A 19,469-nucleotide genomic window follows, 5' to 3' on the forward strand; every position below is an offset into this window, starting at 1 on the left:
CGCGCCCCCGGGAACTGCCCGAGGTGCTCGGCTGACGCGGATCGCGCCGGTGCGCGGCTGACGACGCGGATCGCACCGGTGCGCGGCTCGGGATTCGAGCAGCATCGCCGCCGGGGGCGACGCTCACCCGCCCAGCATCCGCACCCGCTCCAGCGCCGGGGCGAAGGCCTCGAGATACGGCCCGTGGACGGTGTAGTAGGTGAAGCCGTAGCGGTCGCGGTTGCGCAGGACCTGATCGGCCATCCGTTCCACCGTGCCGATCAGTGCGAACGGCGTGTCCAGCAGCTCCTCGACGCTCATCATCGGACCGTAGCGCTCGAGAAGTGCCCGCGCCGCGCCCTCTCGGTCGTCGGTCACCACGACCGCCTGGACCAGCACCTGCCACTCGAGGCGGTCCGCGCGGGCGCCGGCGCGCTCACGGGCGAACCGCACGCGCTCGTCGGCCTCGGTGGCCGTCGCGATGCGCAGCACCCCGGGCGCCTGCCCCGGCACCTGCACGGCACCGGCCACCCCCACGATGTCGGCGCGCTCGGCCGCCAGCTGCAGCACCCGGTCCCCGGTGCCGCCGATCAGCAGCGGGGGACCGGTACCGCCGAACCCGCGCCGCTGGACCGGCTGCAGCGGTGCCAGGCCCATGCCGGCGCGCAGCTCGGCCTGTTGCGGGTACCCACCCTCCGCGAAGCGGCGCCCCAGACCGTCGATCAGGGCCTCGAGCCGATCGACGCGGCGGCCGATCGGCTCCCAGCCGATGCCGGCCTCGTCGAATTCCCACTTCATGTGCCCGGCGCCGAGGCCGAGCTCGAGCCGGCCGCCGGTGAGGACGTCGGTGGTCGCGACGTCGCGGGCCAGCAGCTCCGAATTCCAGAACGGGGCGTTGAGGACGAGCGTGCCCACCCGCAGCCGCTCGGTCGCCTGCGCCGCGGCGACGAGCGTGGGAAACGGCGCGGCGACCCCCAGGTGGTCCGCGGCGAACAGCGTGTCGTACCCGAGGGCCTCGATGCGGCGGCACCGGCCGGCGAACGCACCGGCCGACTCCAGGGCGAAGACGTTCGTGGCGAAGCGGAACTCGTTCACATCCTTCACGGTGCCGTACCCGTGATCCGCAGTCCAGCAGGCCCGCTCCGGGTCCGTGGGGCGTGTGCAGGCGGTTTGCCTCCGCTGACTACGATTGCGGGGTGACCAGTGCGCCAGAGAACCACCAGAACCCCGCCGACGCCCTCCCCAAGAGCTGGGACCCCAGCGCCGTAGAGGACGAGCTGTACCAGGGCTGGGTGGACGCCGGTTACTTCGTCGCCGATCCGTCCAGCGACAAGCCCGGCTACTCGATCGTGCTGCCGCCACCGAACGTCACCGGAAGCCTGCACATGGGCCACGCCCTCGACCACACCCTGATGGACGCGCTGTCGCGCCGCAAACGCATGCAGGGCTACGAGGTGCTCTGGCTGCCCGGCATGGACCACGCCGGCATCGCCACCCAGACCGTCGTCGAGAAGCAGCTCGCGGTGGACGGGAAGGCCAAGGAGGACTTCGGCCGCGAACTGTTCGTCGACAAGGTCTGGGACTGGAAGCGCGAATCGGGCGGCACCATCCAGGGCCAGATGCGCCGCATCGGCGACGGCGTCGACTGGTCCCGCGACCGGTTCACCATGGACGAGGGCCTTTCGCGGGCCGTGCAGACGATGTTCAAGCGGCTCTACGACGACGGGCTGATCTACCGGGCCGAGCGACTGGTGAACTGGTCGCCCGTGCTGCAGACCGCGATCTCCGACATCGAGGTCAAGTTCGAGGAGGTCGAGGGCGAACTCGTGTCGCTGCGCTACGGCTCCCTCAACGACGACGAGCCGCACGTGATCGTCGCCACCACCCGGGTGGAGACGATGCTGGGCGACACGGCCGTCGCGGTGCACCCGGACGACGAGCGCTACAAGCACCTGGTCGGCACCACCCTCGAGCACCCCCTCACCGGCCGGCGGATCCCCGTGATCGCCGACGAGTACGTCGACCCCGAATTCGGCACCGGCGCCGTGAAGATCACGCCCGCGCACGACCCCAACGACTTCGAGATGGGCCTGCGGCACAACCTGCCGATGCCCACCATCATGGACAAGGCCGGCAAGATCGCCGACACCGGAACGCAATTCGACGGCATGGACCGGTTCGAGGCGCGGGTCAAGGTGCGCGAGGCGCTGGCCGAGCAGGGGCGGGTCGTCGCCGAGAAGCGTCCCTACCTGCACAGCGTCGGTCACTCCGAGCGCAGCGGCGAGACCATCGAGCCCCGGCTGTCGATGCAGTGGTGGGTCAAGGTCGATGCGCTCGCCGAGGCGGCGGGCGACGCGGTCCGCAACGGCCACACCGTGATTCACCCGGCCAGCCAGGAACCGCGCTGGTTCGCCTGGGTCGACAACATGCACGACTGGTGCATCTCGCGGCAGTTGTGGTGGGGGCACCGCATCCCGATCTGGTACGGCCCCGACGGCGAGGTCGAGTGCTTCGGTCCGGACCAGACCGCCCCCGAGGGGTGGGAGCAGGACCCCGACGTGCTCGACACCTGGTTCTCCTCGGGCCTGTGGCCGTTCTCCACGATGGGCTGGCCCGACACGACGCCGGAGCTCGAAAAGTTCTATCCCACAAGCGTGCTCGTCACCGGTTACGACATCCTGTTCTTCTGGGTGGCCCGGATGATGATGTTCGGCCTGTACGTCGCGAACGACGAGGCGATCACCGCCGGCGGGAAGTCCGGCGTCCAGGTGCCGTTCAAGGACCTGTTCCTGCACGGCCTCGTGCGCGACCAGTACGGCAAGAAGATGTCCAAGTCGCGCGGCAACGGCATCGATCCGCTGGACTGGGTGGAGCGGTACGGCGCCGACGCACTGCGCTTCACCCTGGCCCGCGGCGCCAACCCCGGGAGCGACCTCGCCGTGGGCGAGGACCACGCGCAGTCCTCCCGCAACTTCGCCAACAAGCTGTTCAACGCGACCAAGTTCGCCCTGATGAACGGCGCCGTCGTCACCGAGCTGCCGGCGCGCGCTGCGCTCACCGACGCGGACCGGTGGATCCTCGACCGGCTCGAGCAGGTCCGCGCCGAGGTCGACGAGGCGTTCGAACGGTTCGAGTTCTCCAAGGCGTGCGAGGCGCTCTACCACTTCGCGTGGGACGAGGTGTGTGACTGGTACCTCGAGCTCGCCAAGGTGCAGCTCGCCGACGGCAGCGAGTACGCGGAGGGGACCAAGGCGGTCCTCGGCAACGTCCTCGACCAGCTGCTGCGCCTGCTGCACCCGGTGATCCCGTTCGTCACCGAAACCCTCTGGAAGGTGCTCACCGGCGGCGAGTCCGTGGTCGTCGCGTCGTGGCCGGGCACCAGCGGGGTCGCGGCCGACGCCGACTCCGCGCGCCGCGTCGAGGATCTGCAGAAGCTCGTCACCGAGGTCCGCCGCTTCCGCAGCGACCAGGGCCTCAAGCCGTCGCAGAAGGTCGCCGCGCGGCTCACCGAGATCGACGCCGCCGACCTGGCCGCCCAGGTGCCGGCCGTGCGGTCGCTGGCGCGACTGACCGAGCCGGCGGACGGGTTCTCCGCCACCGCCTCCATCGAGGTGCGCCTGTCCCGCGCCACCGTCACCGTCGAGCTGGACACCTCCGGCACCGTCGACGTGGCGGCCGAGCGTGCCCGGCTGGGCAAGGACCTCGCGGTCGCCGAGAAGGAGCTCGCGGGCACGTCCGCCAAGCTCGGCAACGAGGCGTTCCTCGCCAAGGCGCCCGCGGCGGTCGTCGAGAAGATCACCGCCCGCAAGCAGATCGCGGAGGAGGAGATCGCCCGGATCACCGCCCGACTCCAGGAGCTGGGGTCGGCGTGAGCGAGGACCGGTCCGCGGCGACGCCGGCGCAGCCTTCGCCGGTCGACCTGGCCGAGCTGACCCTCGTCGAGGCCGAACTCGACAAGCGCTGGCCCGAAACGAAGATCGAGCCGTCGCTCACCCGGATCGCGGCGCTGATGGATCTGCTCGGATCCCCGCAGCGCAGCTATCCGGCCATCCAGATCGCCGGCACCAACGGCAAGACGTCGGTGAGCCGGATGATCGACGCCCTGCTGACCCGGTTGCACCGGCGGACCGGCCGCACCACGAGCCCGCACCTGCAGCTGGCCACCGAGCGGATCAGCATCGACGGGGCGCCGGTCTCGCCGCGCACCTACGTCGACACCTATCGCGAACTCGAGCCGTACGTCGCGATGATCGACGCCCAGTCGCAGGCTGCGGGCGGCCCGGCGATGAGCAAGTTCGAGGTGACCACGGCGATGGCCTTCGCCGCGTTCGCCGAGGCTCCCGTCGACGTCGCCGTCGTCGAGGTGGGGCTCGGTGGCACCTGGGACGCCACCAACGTCGTGGACGCGCAGGTCGCGGTGATCACCCCGATCGGGCTCGACCACACCGAGTACCTCGGTCCCGACCTCCCGACGATCGCGGGGGAGAAGGCCGGGATCATCAAGAAGGCTGCCGACGACGGGCTGGTTCCCCGCGACACCGTCGCCGTCCTGGCCCAGCAGGAGCCCGAGGTGATGGAGGTGCTGCTGCGACGGGCCGTCGAGGCGGATGCCGCCGTGGCGCGCGAGGGCTCCGAGTTCAAGGTCCTGGCCCGGCGCATCGCCGTGGGGGGTCAGCAGCTCGAGCTGCAGGGCCTGGGCGGGGTGTACACCGACATCTTCCTGCCGCTGCACGGCGAGCACCAGGCCCGCAACGCCTCGCTCGCGCTCGCCGCCGTGGAGGCGTTCTTCGGCGCCGGCGCCGACCGGCAGCTCGACGGCGACGCGGTGCGCGCGGCGTTCGCGTCGGTGCTCAACCCGGGCCGGCTCGAACGGGTGCGCAGCGCCCCGACGGTCTTCCTCGACGCCGCCCACAACCCCCACGGGGCGAAGGCGCTCGCCGCGGCCCTGGCCGACGAGTTCGACTTCCGCAAGCTGGTCGGAGTGGTGTCGGTGATGGCCGACAAGGATGTGCCCGGCCTGCTCGACGCGCTCGAGCCGGTGTTCGACGAGATCGTCGTCACCCACAACGGTTCGCCGCGGGCCATGGACGTCGACGAGCTCGCCGACCTGGCCGTGGCCCGGTTCGGCGACGAACGCGTGGTGGTCGCGCAGACACTGCCCGACGCCCTCGAGACGGCCATCGCCATCGCCGAGGAGGTCGCCGAGCCGGGTGAGGCAGTATCGGGGGCGGGCGTCGTGGTCACCGGTTCGGTGGTGACCGCCGGCGCCGCCCGCACTCTCTTCGGAAAGGACCCCGCGTGAGCGAGGCAGCTGACAACCCCGGCGAATCGCCGGATCGGGACTCCGCCGTCCGGCCCCCGGCGAAGGACCCGTGGAAGGGACTGCGCGGCGTCATGGCCGGCACGCTCGTCCTCGAGGCCATCGTGGTCCTGCTCGTGCTGCCGGTCGTCGCGGTCATCGGTGGGGGGCTGACGTGGTTCTCGGGCGGCTACATCGTGCTCCTCGCCGTCGCGATGATCGCGGGCGCCGGGCTGCAGGGCCGGCCGTGGGCGCTCTGGTACAACCTCGCGCTGCAGGTGCTGACCCTGCTGGGCTTCGTGGTGGACCTGTCGCTCGGCATCGTCGGCGTGCTCTTCAGCGTGGTCTGGGGCTACATCCTGTACCTGCGCAAGGACATGAAGGACCGCGAGGCGCGGGGTCTGCTGCCGGGGCAGCGGGGCTGACCACTACGCTGTGCGCGTGACTGAGCGGACCCTGGTACTGATCAAGCCCGACGGCGTGGCCCGTCGTCATGTCGGAGAGATCCTCTCGCGCATCGAGCGCAAGGGACTCGACATCGTGGCACTCGAACTGCGCACCGCCACCGAGGAGGTGGCCGCCGCCCACTACGCCGAGCACGAGGGCAAACCCTTCTACCCCGGCCTGATCGAGTTCATCACCTCGCGCCCGCTGGTCGCGGCCGTGCTCGAGGGCCCCCGGGCCATCGCCGCGTTCCGTCAGCTCGCGGGCGGCACCGATCCGGTGGAGAAGGCCGTTCCCGGCTCCATCCGCGGTGATCTCGGGCTCGACGCCGGGGAGAACCTGGTGCACGGCTCCGACTCGGTGGAGTCCGCCGAGCGCGAGATCGCCCTCTGGTTCCCCGCCCTCGCCGGGTCCTGATCCGTATCGACTGCCCCGCCACGGCGCCCTCCGGGGCGCCGTTGGCGTATCCACGGACCTCTGTGTGGGATACTGAGGTAGGTCGCCCCGCTTCGAGTGTTGCGGAACGACCGAACGACATCACGGATCGATGCCCGACATCGCTGTGACCGGGGACGCAGGAGACACCTCGCTCGGTTGCACGCTGGATGCACCGGCGCTCGATCCGCGATCCAGCCAGGCACCGCTCGGCCGTGCAGTGAAAACGGGCACCGGACGACCGCGCGATGCGAGACCGCACATCTCGCGCCTCCCGGTGCGAGCACACACAGACAGCGCCCTCGCGTGGCCGCGTCACATCGCTCGAGACGAGGATGGACGCGCCCGGGGGCCCGAGGAGACCTACGTGGCCGAACAAGCGCCGCCGAACGACAATTCCAACGAAGAGGGCACCGTGGTGCTGCCGCCGAAGATGCGCGTGCACGCCCTTGCCAAACTGCTCGGCCTGACCAGCAAACAGGTCATGGCCAAGGCCGCCGACCTCGGCACCGAGCTGCGCAGTGCCCACTCGAGCCTGCAGCGCGACCTCGCCGAACAGATCCGCGCCGCGCTCGGCGCGCCGGCCGAGGCCGAACCGGTGCCCACCGCGGAAGCCGCACCGGAACCGGTGGGTGAGGCGCCCGAGGTGCCCGCCGGAGAGGCCGCCGTCGCGGTGCCCGCCGAGGTCCCCGTGGAGGAGCCGGCGGCCGCGGTCCAGGACACTACCGCTCAGGAACCCGCCGCGGAGTCCGTCGAGGCACCCGCGGCCCCGGCCCTGTTCACCGGCGTGGAGCAGGAGACCCCGGTGTTAGCCGCGCCGGAACCGAGCACCGCCGAGCCCGTCGTCAGCGCACCGCTGTTCCTGCAGCCGGAGGTCACCACTCCCGTCGAGGCCCCGCCCCGTCGACGCCGTTCCCGGCGAGCGGCCGAGGCACCCGAGCCCGCCGTCGCCGAGGAGGTCACCGAGGAGACCGCCGCGGTGGAGGAACCGGCCGAGGAGACCGCCGAGGAGGAGGAGGAGCCGCGTCGGCGCCGTCGTGGCCGCCGTGGCCGTGGCCGTGGCCGCGGCGAACAGCCCGAGACGCAGGACGAGACCACCGCCGAGGAGGGGACAGCTGCGGCGGAGGCCGAGGAAGCGGAGGCCGAGGAGCCGACGGAGGCCGAGGAGCCGACGACGGAGGAAGCCGCGACCGCCGGGCCGGAGGCCGAAGGCGGGGAGGCCGAGCAGGCCGAGGCCGAGGAGGAGTCCGCGGAAGGTCCCTCGCGCCGTCGTCGCCGTCGTCGTCGCCGCAAGGGCAGCGCGGACGGCGCCGAGGCCGTCGCCGAGGACGACTCGGTCCCCACCGTCGTCCACGAGCGCGAGCCGCGGCCCAAGGCCCGCGCCGCCAAGGACGAGGTGCAGGGCATCACCGGTTCCACCCGGCTCGAGGCCAAGCGCCAGCGCCGCCGCGACGGCCGGGACGCGGGCCGCCGTCGGCCCCCGATCCTCACCGAGTCGGAGTTCCTCGCCCGTCGCGAGTCCGTCGACCGCGTCATGGTGGTGCGGGAGAAGACCGGTGACGGTGCGCACCCCGGGAACATCACGCAGGTCGCGGTCCTCGAGGACGGCGTCCTGGTCGAGCACTTCGTGACCAGCGCCGGATCCGGTTCGATGGTCGGCAACATCTTCCTCGGCCGTGTCCAGAACGTGCTTCCCTCGATGGAGGCGGCGTTCATCGACATCGGCAGGGGCCGCAACGGCGTCCTCTACGCCGGCGAGGTCAACTGGGAGGCCGCCGGGCTCGGCGGCAACTCCCGCAAGATCGAGCAGGCCCTCAAGCCGGGTGACCGGGTGCTCGTGCAGGTCAGCAAGGACCCGGTCGGGCACAAGGGCGCCCGCCTGACCACGCAGATCAGCCTCGCCGGCCGGTTCCTGGTGTACGTGCCGGGCGGCTCGTCCACCGGCATCAGCCGCAAGCTGCCCGACACCGAGCGCAAGCGGCTCAAGGAGATCCTGCGCGAGATCGTCCCGGCCGAGGCCGGCGTGATCATCCGCACCGCGGCGGAGGGCGTGAGCGAAGACGAGCTCGCCCGCGACGTGCAGCGCCTGCAGACGCAGTGGGCTTCCATCGAGGAGCAGGCCGCCAAGCTTGAGTCCGACGGCTCGGGGCAGCCGAAGACCCTCTACGAAGAGCCCGACCTGCTGGTCAAGGTGATTCGCGACCTGTTCAACGAGGACTTCTCCAAACTCGTCATCGAGGGCGAGAACGCCTGGACCACCGTCGAGAGCTACATCCGCACCGTCGCACCGGACATGGTGCCCCGCGTGGAGCGGCACGATCCCGACTCGGGTGGACGCGACGTGTTCGCCGCCCACCGCATCGACGAGCAGCTCGCCAAGGCGCTCGACCGCAAGGTGTGGCTGCCGTCCGGTGGCACGCTCGTCATCGATCGCACCGAGGCGATGACCGTCGTCGACGTCAACACCGGCAAGTTCACCGGGGCCGGCGGCAATCTCGAAGAGACCGTCACCCGCAACAACCTCGAGGCGGCCGAGGAGATCGTGCGGCAGATGCGGCTGCGCGACATCGGCGGCATGATCGTCGTCGACTTCATCGACATGGTGCTCGAGTCGAACCGCGACCTGGTGCTGCGACGCCTCACCGAGGCGCTCGGCCGGGACCGCACCCGCCACCAGGTTTCCGAGGTGACCTCGCTGGGGCTCGTGCAGATGACGCGCAAGCGGCTCGGCACGGGTCTGGTGGAGGCGTTCTCCACCACGTGCGAGCACTGCCACGGCCGCGGCATCGTCGTGCACAGCGAACCCGTCGAGGCCGGCGCGGCCGAGGACGGTGGGCGGCCCGCCCGTGCCGAGAGCGGCTCCCGGCGCCGCCGGGGCCGTGACCGCGGCACCCAGCCGGAGGCGGCGACGACCGAGACGGCCGCGCCCGCGCCGGTACCCGAGGTGGCGACAGTGGACGCGACCGTCAAGCGTGCCCACCCGGTGGCCCTGGCGATGGCTGCGCACCACGGGAACCACGACGAGAACCCGGCGGAATCCGGCGCCGAGCAGGCGCAGGCAGCGCCGGCCCAGCCGGCCGAAACACGCGAGGCTGAGCCGGCCGAAACACGCAAGGCTGAGCCGGCCGAATCACGCAAGGCTGGGCCCGCCGACACGCGCGAGGCGCGGCCGGCCGAAGCACCGGAGGCCGAAAAGCAGGCAGCGGAGCCGGCGGCCCGTCGCCGTCGCCGGGTCTCACGGGCCGCCGCGGCCCCGACGGGCGACGGCACCGGCGCCGGCACCGTCTTCGTGGTGCCCACACCGGCCCCCGCACCGGAGCCTGCGGCGGTGGCCGCCGCGCCGGTCCCGGACGGGGAGAACGCCGAGCCGGTGGTCGTTCGACGGCCGCGTCGTCGCCGGGCCGCGGGCCGGCCCGCCGGTCGAAGCACAGGCATGAGGTCCGACCGGGCCCGACACCGCGCGGGCCCGGTTTGACCCTGGCAGTCACCTTCCCGTAATCTTGGTCAGTCGCTACTCGGCGATACGGCCCTGCTGCGCCCGATGTGGGAAGGTGGCGGGCCCCGAGTCAGCAACCACACCAGACCAGTCGCGTTGCACACCGTGGCGCGAGCACGTTCGAACTAGCAAGGGGTAGCCGTCCGATGGCAACGTACGCGATCGTCAAGACCGGCGGTAAGCAGTACAAGGTCGCTGAGGGCGATCTCGTCAAGGTCGAGAAGATCGAGGGTGAGCCCGGCACTGCTGTCTCGCTTGCTCCGGTCCTCGTCGTCGACGGAGCCGAGCTGACCACCGACGCCGACAAGCTGGCGAAGGTCACGGTCACCGGCGAGATCGTCGAGCACACCAAGGGCCCGAAGATCCGCATCCACAAGTTCAAGAACAAGACCGGCTACCACAAGCGCCAGGGTCACCGTCAGAAGCTGACGGTCCTGAAGGTCACCGGCATCAAGTAATTCGGGCTTCCGCTTCAAACCCCAGGAGGGTTCGTCATGGCACACAAGAAGGGCGCATCCAGCTCCCGTAACGGTCGCGATTCGAACGCCCAGCGTCTCGGCGTCAAGCGCTTCGGCGGCCAGGCCGTCAACGCCGGTGAGATCCTGGTGCGCCAGCGCGGCACCCACTTCCACCCCGGCGTGAACGTCGGCCGTGGCGGCGACGACACGCTGTTCGCCCTCGCTGCCGGTGCCGTCGAGTTCGGCACCAAGCGTGGTCGCAAGACGGTCAACATCGTTCCGGTCGCGGCAGACGCCTGATCTGCCGTCCGAATCGGACACCGCGGAGGTTCCCTTCGCACATACTCCCAGTAGGGGCGGACCAGGGTCGCACACCCGGGTCCGCCCCTACTGTTTTCGGGACGACCGGTACCGGTCGTTCCGGCACAACTCCGGTAGTCCCGGCACAGTGGGGCTACCGGTCGACACAACAGTTCCACCATTCGACGGAGGTCCACCCCATGTCCCGCTTCATCGACCGGGTGGTGCTGCACGTCACCGCCGGCAAGGGTGGTAACGGCTGCGCCTCCGTCCATCGCGAGAAGTTCAAGCCGCTCGGCGGCCCCGACGGCGGTAACGGCGGCAACGGCGGCAACGTCGTGCTCGAGGTGGACGAGGGGGTCCACACCCTCCTCGACTTCCACTTCCACCAGCACGCGAAAGCCACGAACGGCACGCAGGGCGCGGGCAGCAACCGCGACGGCGCCAACGGCGGCGACCTCGTGCTCAAGGTGCCCGACGGCACCGTCGTGCTCGACAAGGACGGCCGGATCCTGGCCGACATGGTCGGCGCCGGCACTCGCTTCGTCGCCGCCCACGGTGGCCGCGGCGGCCTCGGCAACGCGGCCCTGGCGTCGAAGGCCCGCAAGGCCCCCGGCTTCGCCCTGCTCGGCGAGGAGGGGGAGGAGCGCGACCTCGTCCTCGAACTCAAGTCCGTCGCCGACGTCGGGCTGGTCGGGTTCCCGTCCGCCGGCAAGTCCTCGCTGGTGTCGGTGCTCTCCGCGGCCAAGCCGAAGATCGCCGACTACCCGTTCACCACCCTCGTTCCCAACCTCGGGGTCGTGCAGTCGGGCGACACCACGTTCACCGTCGCCGACGTGCCGGGCCTGATCCCCGGCGCCAGCCAGGGCCGCGGTCTCGGCCTGGACTTCCTGCGTCACCTCGAGCGCTGCGCCGTGCTCGCGCACGTCGTCGACTGCGCGACGCTCGAGCCGGGGCGCGATCCCGTCTCCGACATCGACGCACTCGAGGCCGAGCTGGCCGCCTACCAGCCGGCGTTGTCCGGCGACAGCAGCCTGGGCGACCTCGCCGATCGTCCCCGCATCGTCATCCTCAACAAGGTCGACGTGCCGGACGCCGCGGAACTCGCCGATTTCGTCACCCCCGAGCTCGAGGAGCGGGGCTGGCCGGTGTTCCGGATCTCCGCCGTCAGCCGGGAAGGGCTGCGGCCGCTGACCTTCGCGTTGGCGCGGATGGTGGAGGAGTACCGGCAGGCGCATCCGCCGGCCGCGCCGCGGCGGCCGGTCATCCGGCCCGTCGCCGTCGACGAGACCGGCTTCAGCGTCGTCGCCGACCCCGAGACGCCGGGTGGCTTCATCGTGCGCGGCACCCGGCCCGAGCGCTGGGTGCGTCAGACGGCGTTCGACAACGACGAGGCCGTCGGCTACCTCGCGGATCGGCTCGCCCGCCTCGGTGTCGAGGACGAACTCGTCAAGCAGGGCGCCGAACCGGGTGCCTCCGTCACCATCGGCGACGTCTCGTTCGAGTGGGAGCCGCAGACCCAGGCCGGCGTGGACGTCGTGCCCACCGGCCGGGGCACCGACGCCCGCCTCGACCAGGTCGATCGGGTCGGCGCCGCCGAACGCCGCCACGCCAAGCGGGTCCGCCGCGGTCTCGCGACCGACGACGACGAGTTCTGACCACCGCACCTCGAGCCCAGAAGCAGGAGATCGTGAGCGATACCCGGGAGGCCGTCGCCGGCGCGCGCCGCGTCGTGGTGAAGATCGGCTCGTCCGCCATCACCAGCCTGGTCGGCGGCCTCGACCGGGACCGCCTCGACTGCCTGGTCGACGCTCTCGAAGAGCGCATGCGCTCCGGCTCGGACGTCGTGGTGGTGTCCTCCGGCGCGGTCGGCGCCGGCCTCGCTCCGCTGGGCCTGACCATCCGGCCCCGCGACCTGGCCACCAAGCAGGCCGCGGCCAGCGTCGGACAGCTTGCCCTGGCCCACGCGTGGGGCACCTCCTTCGCCCGGTACGGCCGCACCGTCGGGCAGGTGCTGCTCACGGCCGACGACATCGCGCGGCGCACCCAGCACCGCAATGCCCAGCGCACCCTCGACCGGCTGCGCGCGCTGCACGCCGTGCCCGTGGTCAACGAGAACGACACCGTCGCGACCGCCGAGCTGAGGTTCGGCGACAACGATCGCCTCGCCGCGCTCGTCGCGCACCTCGTCGGCGCCGACGCGCTGATCCTGCTCTCCGACGTCGACGGCCTCTACGACGGCGATCCCCGTAAGGGCGACGCCCACCTCATCGCGGAGGTGACGAGCCCGGAGGACCTCGACGGCGTCGTCGCCGGGTCCGGGGGCGCCCTCGGCACGGGCGGGATGGCGTCGAAGCTGTCCGCCGCGCGCCTGGCCGCGGATTCGGGTGTGCCGGTGCTGCTCACCGCCGCGTCGCAGGCCGACCGTGCCCTCGGTGCCGCGGATGTGGGCACTGCGTTCGCGGCCCGGCCCGACCGGATGTCGGCGCGGCGTTTCTGGGTGCGGCACGCCGCCGACACCCACGGCACCCTGCACCTGGACGCGGGCGCGGTACGGGCGGTGGTGGAACGGCGCCGCTCGCTGCTCGCGGCGGGCATCACGGGAATGAGCGGGCGCTTCCACGGTGGGGACGTGGTGGCGCTGGTCGGTCCCGACGGCCGCACGGTGGGGCGCGGCGTGGTGGCCTACGATGCCGCCGAGCTGGACTGGATGATCGGGTTCTCCACGCGGCAGCTGCCGGCGGACCTGCAGCGGCCGGTGGTGCACGCGGACGATCTCGTGACGCTGTAGGCGCGGGCGGTCACCGGCCGGAGGTGGCCGCCGGTGCCGCGGTGACCAGGGCCGTGAGCACCTCCGAGCAGCCCGCGTCGACCTTCACGGTGGCGAGGGGATCGCCGCGCGTGACGCCACGGTTGACCACGGCCACCGGCATGCGGCGCTTGGCGGCGTGCCGCACGAACCGCAACCCGGACATCACCGTCAGGGAACTGCCGACCACGAGCAGGGCCTCCGCCTCGTCGACGAGCGCGAAGGCGCGCTCCACGCGCTCGCGTGGCACCGATTCACCGAAGTAGACGATGTCCGGCTTGAGCATCCCCCCGCACCGCTCGCAGTCCACCATGCGGAAGCTGCCGGTGTCGTCGACGACCGCGTCGGCGTCCGGCGCCACCTCGAGACCCGTCGTCCCCCGAACCCGTTCGAGGAAGCCCGGATTGGCGGCGGTGAGCCGCTCGGCGAGGGTGAAGCGCGAGATCCGGAGGTCGCACGCCAGGCAGCGCACCTGCGCGTAGCAGCCGTGCAGGTCGATCACCCGCCGGCTCCCGGCCTTGGTGTGCAGCAGGTCCACGTTCTGGGTCAGGACGCCCAGGACGGTGCCGCGGCGTTCGAGCGCGGCGAGGGCGCGGTGCCCGGCGTTCGGCCGTGCGGAGTCCATGTGCCGCCACCCGACATGGTTGCGCGCCCAGTAGCGGCGCCGGAATTCCGGATCCCCGACGAACTGCTGATAGGTCATCGGGTTGCGGGGTGGCGCGCCGGGGCTGCGGTAGTCCGGGATGCCGGAGTCGGTCGAGATGCCCGCGCCGGTGAGCACGCACAACCGCCGGCCGTCGAGCAGGTGGTGCAGCGGTTTGATCACCCCGTCCAGGGTAGCGGCGTGTCAGTACCCGGCGCTCGGGTCGACGACCGCGGCGAGATCGAGGCCGGTCGCGAAGCGCGTGACGTTCTCGGTCACGTGCTCGGCGAACGCGGGGATGCGCAGCGCCGGGGGATTGGAGTCGTGCGGGGTGATCATGGCGTTGCGCAGCGACCACAGCGGGTGCCCGTCCGGCAGCGGTTCCGGGTCCGTGACGTCCAGGCCGGCGCCCGCGATGACGCGGCGGCTCAGGGCGTCCACCAGCGCGTCGGTGTCGACGAGGCTGCCGCGGGCAACGTTGATCACCCAGGCGGTCGGCTTCATTGCGGCCAGCTCGTCGGCGCCCACCAGTTGCTCGGTCTCGGCCGTGGCGGGGGCGGCGATCACGAAATGGTCTGCGCGGGGCCATACTTCGTCGATCCGTGCGACGGGGACCGTCTCCACGGCGCCCGGGACGGGGCGGCCGCTGCGGGTGACCGCGAGCGCCTGGGCGCCGAGCGAACCGAGCATGGGGATCAGGGCCCGGCCGATGCCACCCGCGCCGATGATCCCGACGGTGGCGCCGCGCAGGGTGCCCAGCTGGGGGTAGAACACGCTCGGCGTCCACGACGTGGCCGCCAGGTGGTCGGGCAGCGCCCGCACGCCGGCGAGCAGCAGCATGAGCGCGTGTTCGGCGACCGTCGCGGCGAACGCCCCGGCGGCCGACGTCCACGTCACCTGGGGGTGAGCGCGGATGACGCCGGCGTCGAACCAGTCCTCCACGCCGGCGGCGGGCAGCTGAACCCACCGCACCGACGCCGGCAGCACCGCGGGGAACTCGTCCGGTCCGGCGGTCCAGACCACCGCGTCCGGGCGGTCGTCGAACCCGCACACGCGACCGCCGCCGGCCCCGATCGCCCGGTCGAACACGATGTCCGGGGCGGGGCCGACGGCGATGCGCGGCTGTCGCTCGTAGGTCATGGCTCCGACTCTAGGCGCGAACGCCCGGCCGGTCACTCGCTGCGGGCACTCAGACGACCTCGACGAGGGGGTACACGCCGTTCTCGTCGTGGACTTCCCGGCCGGTGACCGGCGGGTTGAACACGCAGAACATGCGCATCCGGGTGTCCGGCTCGACGCGGTGCCGCTCATGGCCGTTGAGCAGGTACATCGTGCCGGGTGCGAGCGGGTACACGGTGCCGGTCTCGAGGTCGGTGAGGGTGCCGGTGCCCTCGATGAGCCACACCGCCTCGATGTGGTTCGCGTAGTGGAACTCGTTGACGGTGCCGGCCTCGATCGTGGTCTCGTGGAACGAGAACCCGACCTTGTCGCCGCCGAGCACGATGCGCTTGCTGCGCCAGTTGCCGTTGTCCGACGTGATGTCGCGCTCGGTGCCGGTGATTTCCTCGGTGGTACGGACGATCATACGTAAGTCCTTCGGAAGCTTGTCTTCTCGTGCATGGGTCGACGGCGGCTGGGGGTCAGGCCCGGACCACCGAGGTGGCCTCGCACAGGATGTTCAGACCGTGCTCGAGCTCGTCGTCGCTGATCGTCAGCGGCGGAAGCAGCTTGACGACCTCGTCGGAGGGGCCGGAGGTCTCCGCGAGCAGGCCCTGCTCGAACGCGAGGGCGCACACCTTCTGGGCGTCGTTCGGCTCGTCGAAGACCAGGCCCTGAACCATGCCGCGACCGCGGGTGGAGACGCCGTCGAACATGTCGGACAGGTTCATGAAGGTCTGCCGGATCCGCTCGCCCTTGCGCAGCGTCTCGCGCTCGAGGTGGTCGTCGGCCCAGTAGTGCTGCAGCGCCTTCGCCGCGGTGACGAACGCCGGGTTGTTGCCGCGGAACGTGCCGTTGTGCTCGCCCGGGCCCCACACATCGAGGTCGCGCTTGAACAGCGTGAGCGCCAGCGGCAGGCCGTACCCGCCGATCGACTTCGACAGGGTCACGATGTCCGGGGTGATCCCGGCGACCTCGAACGAGAAGAACGGGCCGGTGCGGCCGCACCCCATCTGCACGTCGTCGACGATGAGCAGGATGTCGCGCTCGGCGCACAGATCCGCGAGGGCACGCAGCCACTCGGGGCGGGCGACGTTCACGCCGCCCTCGCCCTGCACGGTCTCCACGATCACCGCCGCCGGGCGGTTCAGACCGCTGCCGGAGTCGTCGAGCACGCGGGAGAACCAGTGGAAGTCCTCGGTGACGCCGTCGAAGTAGTTGTCGAACGGCATCGGGGTGGCGTGCACCAGCGGCACACCGGCCCCGGCCCGCTTCATGGAGTTGCCCGTCACCGACAGCGCACCCAGGGTCATCCCGTGGAATGCGTTGGTGAAGTTGATGATCGACTCGCGGCCGGTGACCTTGCGGGCGAGCTTGAGCGCCGCCTCGACCGAGTTGGTGCCCGTCGGGCCGGGGAACTGGACCTAGTAGTCGAGGCCGCGGGGGGCCAGGATGTGGCTCTCGAACGACTCGAGCAGTTCCCGCTTGGCGACGGTGGACATGTCGAGGCCGTGGGTGATGCCGTCACCCATGATGTAGTCCACGAGCGCGGTCTTCAGGACCGGGTTGTTGTGCCCGTAGTTGAGGGCTCCCGCGCCGGCGAAGAAGTCGAGGTAGTCCTTGCCGTTCTCGTCGCGGAGCCACGATCCGGACGCCGTTTCGAACACGGTCGGCCAGCCGCGGCTGTAGCTGCGCACCTCGGATTCGAGGTAATCGAAAACGCTGTGCTTGGCGGGGGTTTCGGGGTGCTCCAGGATGGTCATTCGTCGTCCTCCTGCGGCGAATTCGCTTTCGCCGGTCGTGTATTCATTCGCCGATCGTGTAGAGATCCTCGGCCATGTGGGAATCGGGAAAATCCGAAGGGGTGAACAATTCGCTCCGGGTGATGCGCAGTCCGCGTCGCCGGGCGAGCGCGGTGAACAGCGCGATGGACGCCTCGTTGTCCGGGCTGACGGTCGTCTCGAGCCGGTTCACGCCGGTGTCGGCGAGCCGGTCCCACAGGCTGTCGAGCATCCGGCCGGCGATGCCGCGGCCGCGCTGGGCCTGGTCGACGGCCACCTGCCAGACGAACAGCGTGTTCGGCGACTCGGGACGGCGGTAGCCGCTGACGAAACCCACCGCCTCGTCGTCCCCGCCGGTGGCGACGACCGAGGTCGCCGCGAAATCGCGGCACCAGAGCACGTATGCATAACTGGAATTGACGTCGAGCACTTTCGAATCACGCGCGATCTGCCACATGCGAATTCCGTCGGAAATACGCGGTGCGCGGAAATTCGGCTCGGTCGGCGCGCTCGCCGTTTCGGCGGGCGTACGGGGCGGGGTACTTCTTTGCGTCACAGGCGTCATAAGCGGTCTCGAACCTAACAACTTCGTGGGCGGGATTCACCCGCCTTGTCGGGATCCGTCGCCGGGTACCCCGGCTCCGCGCAGGTGAGACACCCATGTGAGAAGAGTCACTTCGTGTAGCGCCCGGGCCGAGCGCGGCGATTATTTCGGGCTCGCCAGCGCCAGCGGCAGCACCGCGGAGGCCCCGGCCCGGATCAGGGTCCGCGCCGCCATCGTCATCGTCCAGCCGGTGTCGGTGACCGCGTCGACGAGCAGGATCGGCCCCCGGGTTCCGCTGAGGTCGGGGCTCTCCCACGCGTCCACGAGGCCGGCGATCCGGTACGCCGAGTTGGCTGCCGTCACCGGGGGCCGGCCGGGCCGGGCACGCAGCACGCCGAGATCCTCGAGCCGGCCGAGCTGCGCCAGCCGCGCCGCGAGGGAACCGACCAGGCGAGGATGGGTCGCCGACTCCACGGCCATCACCGCGGTCGGGCGATCCGACCAGTCCCACGCCTTGAGCACCGCCACGGCGGCCTGCACCACCGCGTCGGGCACCGGCGCGTCGGGGCCGTCCAGCAGCGCCCGCAGCCGCGGACCCCATCCGAGGTCCGACAGCCGGCCGAGTACCCGGCCCGGCTCGGGCCCGTCGGTGATCTTCCCGGACAATGCCACGCCGAGTTTGGCCATTCCCGTCGGCCACTGCCGCCGCGGCGGCAGGTCCACCCCCGGCCGGTCCAGCCGGGCCCGCACCCGGCCCAGCTCGGTGTCGTCGACGTCCGCCGGCCACCGCGCCCCGCAGCAGTTGTCGCACCGCCCGCAGCCCGGGGTGTCGGACGTCAGGTCGGGATCGTCGAGCTGGGTGCGCAGGAACACCATCCGGCACCGGGTGGTCCGCTCGTACTCGAGCATCGCCTCCTGCTCGGCCTCGCGGGCCCGCTCGAGCGTCGCGTACCGGGCGGCGTCGTACTCCCAGGGCACGCCGGTGGCGATCCAGCCGCCCTTCACCCGGCGTACCGCACCGTCCACGTCGAGCACCTTGAGCACCATCTCCAGCCGGGACCGGTTGAGGTCGACCAACGGCTCGAGGGCCTGCGTGGACTGCGGCCGCTCCGGCTCGAGCACCTCGATCACCCGCCGCACCACCTCCTCCCCCGGGAAGGCCACCGACGCGAACCAGCTCCAGATCTGCCGGTCCTCGGGGCCCGGAAGCAGGATCACCTCCGCCCGCTCGGTCGCACGGCCCGCGCGACCGACCTGCTGGTAGTAGGAGATGGGTGAGGACGGTGCTCCCAGGTGCACCACGAACCCGAGGTCCGGCTTGTCGAAACCCATGCCCAGGGCGGAGGTGGCGATCAGGGCCTTGACCCGGTTGGCGAGGAGGTCCGCCTCCCGCTGCTCCCGCTCGGCCGGATCGGACTGCCCCGTGTATGCCGCGACGGTGTGACCGTGCTCGGAGAGCAGCGCGGCCAGGTCGTGCGCGGCCGACACGGTGAGGGTGTAGACGATCCCGGAACCGGGCAGCTCGTCGAGGTGCTGGGCGAGCCACGCCGCCCGGCGCGCGGGTTCGTCGATCCGCAGCACCGACAGGTGCAGCGACGGCCGGTCGAGACCACCGCGCAGCACCAGGGTCTCGCCCGTGCCCTCCCCGACGCCGAGCTGCGCGGCCACGTCCGCCACGACCCGGTCGTTCGCGGTCGCGGTGGTCGCGAGCACCGGAATGCCCTCGCCGATTTCGGTGACGAGGGTGCGGATGCGCCGGTAGTCCGGCCGGAAGTCGTGTCCCCAGTCCGAGACGCAGTGCGCCTCGTCGACCACCACCAGTCCGGCGTCGCGGGCGAGCGCCGGCAGCACCTGGTCGCGGAAGTCCGGGTTGTTGAGCCGCTCCGGGCTGACGAGCAGGACGTCCACCGCGCCCTCGGCGACCTGCCGGTGGATCTCCTCCCACTCGGTGACGTTGCCGGAATTGATCGTGGCCGCGCGGACGCCCGCGCGCTGCGCCGACTCGACCTCGCCGAGCTCGATCCGGAAGCCACGGATCTTGACCTGGTCGTCCGCGCGGCCGAGGTACTCGAGGTCACCCGAGACCGCCCAGCGCGCCACATCGCCGGTGCGATAGAGCAATC

General features: G+C 71.4%; 15 protein-coding genes and 1 pseudogene. 9 read left to right on the forward strand and 7 right to left on the reverse strand.

Translation table 11 applies throughout. The features are described from left to right. Positions 1-123: 123 nt before the first annotated feature. The gene (locus AIIKEEIJ_RS02090) at positions 124-1,074 is read right to left on the reverse strand and encodes a TIGR03621 family F420-dependent LLM class oxidoreductase (protein WP_161994836.1); all 951 of its coding nucleotides are present in this window, start codon (positions 1,072-1,074) and stop codon (positions 124-126) included. A 101-nt stretch (positions 1,075-1,175) separates the two neighbouring features. On the opposite strand from AIIKEEIJ_RS02090, the gene AIIKEEIJ_RS02095 reads away from it, so the two are divergent. The 9 genes from AIIKEEIJ_RS02095 to proB all read left to right on the forward strand — a co-directional run bounded on the left by AIIKEEIJ_RS02095 (position 1,176) and on the right by proB (position 13,202). Continuing rightward, a complete protein-coding gene (locus AIIKEEIJ_RS02095) occupies positions 1,176-3,851 on the forward strand; it encodes a valine--tRNA ligase (RefSeq protein WP_161994837.1) in 2,676 nt (891 codons plus the stop codon). Next, the gene (gene folC / locus AIIKEEIJ_RS02100) at positions 3,848-5,281 is read left to right on the forward strand and encodes a bifunctional tetrahydrofolate synthase/dihydrofolate synthase (protein WP_006937237.1); all 1,434 of its coding nucleotides are present in this window, start codon (positions 3,848-3,850) and stop codon (positions 5,279-5,281) included. Before AIIKEEIJ_RS02095 ends, folC begins: the two co-directional genes overlap by 4 nt. Beyond that, the gene (locus AIIKEEIJ_RS02105) at positions 5,278-5,703 is read left to right on the forward strand and encodes a DUF4233 domain-containing protein (protein WP_006937236.1); all 426 of its coding nucleotides are present in this window, start codon (positions 5,278-5,280) and stop codon (positions 5,701-5,703) included. Before folC ends, AIIKEEIJ_RS02105 begins: the two co-directional genes overlap by 4 nt. 16 nt (positions 5,704-5,719) lie before the next feature. Next, entirely contained in the window at positions 5,720-6,139 is a 420-nt protein-coding gene (gene ndk / locus AIIKEEIJ_RS02110; RefSeq protein WP_006937234.1) for a nucleoside-diphosphate kinase, read from the forward strand. Between the two features lie 385 nt (positions 6,140-6,524). After that, entirely contained in the window at positions 6,525-9,632 is a 3,108-nt protein-coding gene (locus AIIKEEIJ_RS02115) for a translation initiation factor IF-2 N-terminal domain-containing protein (RefSeq protein ID WP_161994838.1), read from the forward strand. Between the two features lie 167 nt (positions 9,633-9,799). Next, positions 9,800-10,111 (forward strand): 50S ribosomal protein L21, encoded by a 312-nt coding sequence (rplU, locus tag AIIKEEIJ_RS02120; protein WP_006937230.1) that lies wholly within the window; start codon positions 9,800-9,802, stop codon positions 10,109-10,111. Between the two features lie 36 nt (positions 10,112-10,147). Beyond that, a complete protein-coding gene (gene rpmA / locus AIIKEEIJ_RS02125) occupies positions 10,148-10,411 on the forward strand; it encodes a 50S ribosomal protein L27 (protein ID WP_006937229.1) in 264 nt (87 codons plus the stop codon). Between the two features lie 200 nt (positions 10,412-10,611). Next, the gene (obgE, locus tag AIIKEEIJ_RS02130) at positions 10,612-12,069 is read left to right on the forward strand and encodes a GTPase ObgE (protein ID WP_006937227.1); all 1,458 of its coding nucleotides are present in this window, start codon (positions 10,612-10,614) and stop codon (positions 12,067-12,069) included. Positions 12,070-12,101: 32 nt separating this feature from the next. Beyond that, the gene (gene proB, locus AIIKEEIJ_RS02135; RefSeq protein WP_006937225.1) at positions 12,102-13,202 is read left to right on the forward strand and encodes a glutamate 5-kinase; all 1,101 of its coding nucleotides are present in this window, start codon (positions 12,102-12,104) and stop codon (positions 13,200-13,202) included. A 10-nt stretch (positions 13,203-13,212) separates the two neighbouring features. Here proB and AIIKEEIJ_RS02140 read toward each other — a convergent pair whose 3' ends face one another. The 6 genes and pseudogenes from AIIKEEIJ_RS02140 to AIIKEEIJ_RS02165 form a co-directional block, all read right to left on the reverse strand. Beyond that, complete coding sequence (locus AIIKEEIJ_RS02140) at positions 13,213-14,046, reverse strand: NAD-dependent protein deacetylase (protein WP_161994839.1); 834 nt, start codon at positions 14,044-14,046, stop codon at positions 13,213-13,215. Between the two features lie 21 nt (positions 14,047-14,067). Continuing rightward, on the reverse strand, positions 14,068-15,003 hold the full coding sequence (locus tag AIIKEEIJ_RS02145) for a D-isomer specific 2-hydroxyacid dehydrogenase family protein (RefSeq protein WP_006937219.1): 936 nt from the start codon (positions 15,001-15,003) through the stop codon (positions 14,068-14,070). 49 nt (positions 15,004-15,052) lie between these two features. Continuing rightward, on the reverse strand, positions 15,053-15,448 hold the full coding sequence (locus tag AIIKEEIJ_RS02150; RefSeq protein ID WP_006937217.1) for an ectoine synthase: 396 nt from the start codon (positions 15,446-15,448) through the stop codon (positions 15,053-15,055). Between the two features lie 55 nt (positions 15,449-15,503). After that, positions 15,504-16,784, reverse strand: a pseudogene (ectB, locus tag AIIKEEIJ_RS02155) (diaminobutyrate--2-oxoglutarate transaminase). 43 nt (positions 16,785-16,827) lie between these two features. Continuing rightward, a complete protein-coding gene (ectA, locus tag AIIKEEIJ_RS02160; protein ID WP_006937213.1) occupies positions 16,828-17,259 on the reverse strand; it encodes a diaminobutyrate acetyltransferase in 432 nt (143 codons plus the stop codon). Positions 17,260-17,508: 249 nt separating this feature from the next. Continuing rightward, positions 17,509-19,469: RecQ family ATP-dependent DNA helicase (locus AIIKEEIJ_RS02165; RefSeq protein ID WP_238406167.1), on the reverse strand; the 1,961-nt coding region annotated here is incomplete at its 5' end.

Source organism: Rhodococcus sp. YH1, assembly GCF_009939605.1.
Lineage (GTDB): Bacteria > Actinomycetota > Actinomycetes > Mycobacteriales > Mycobacteriaceae > Rhodococcus > Rhodococcus aetherivorans.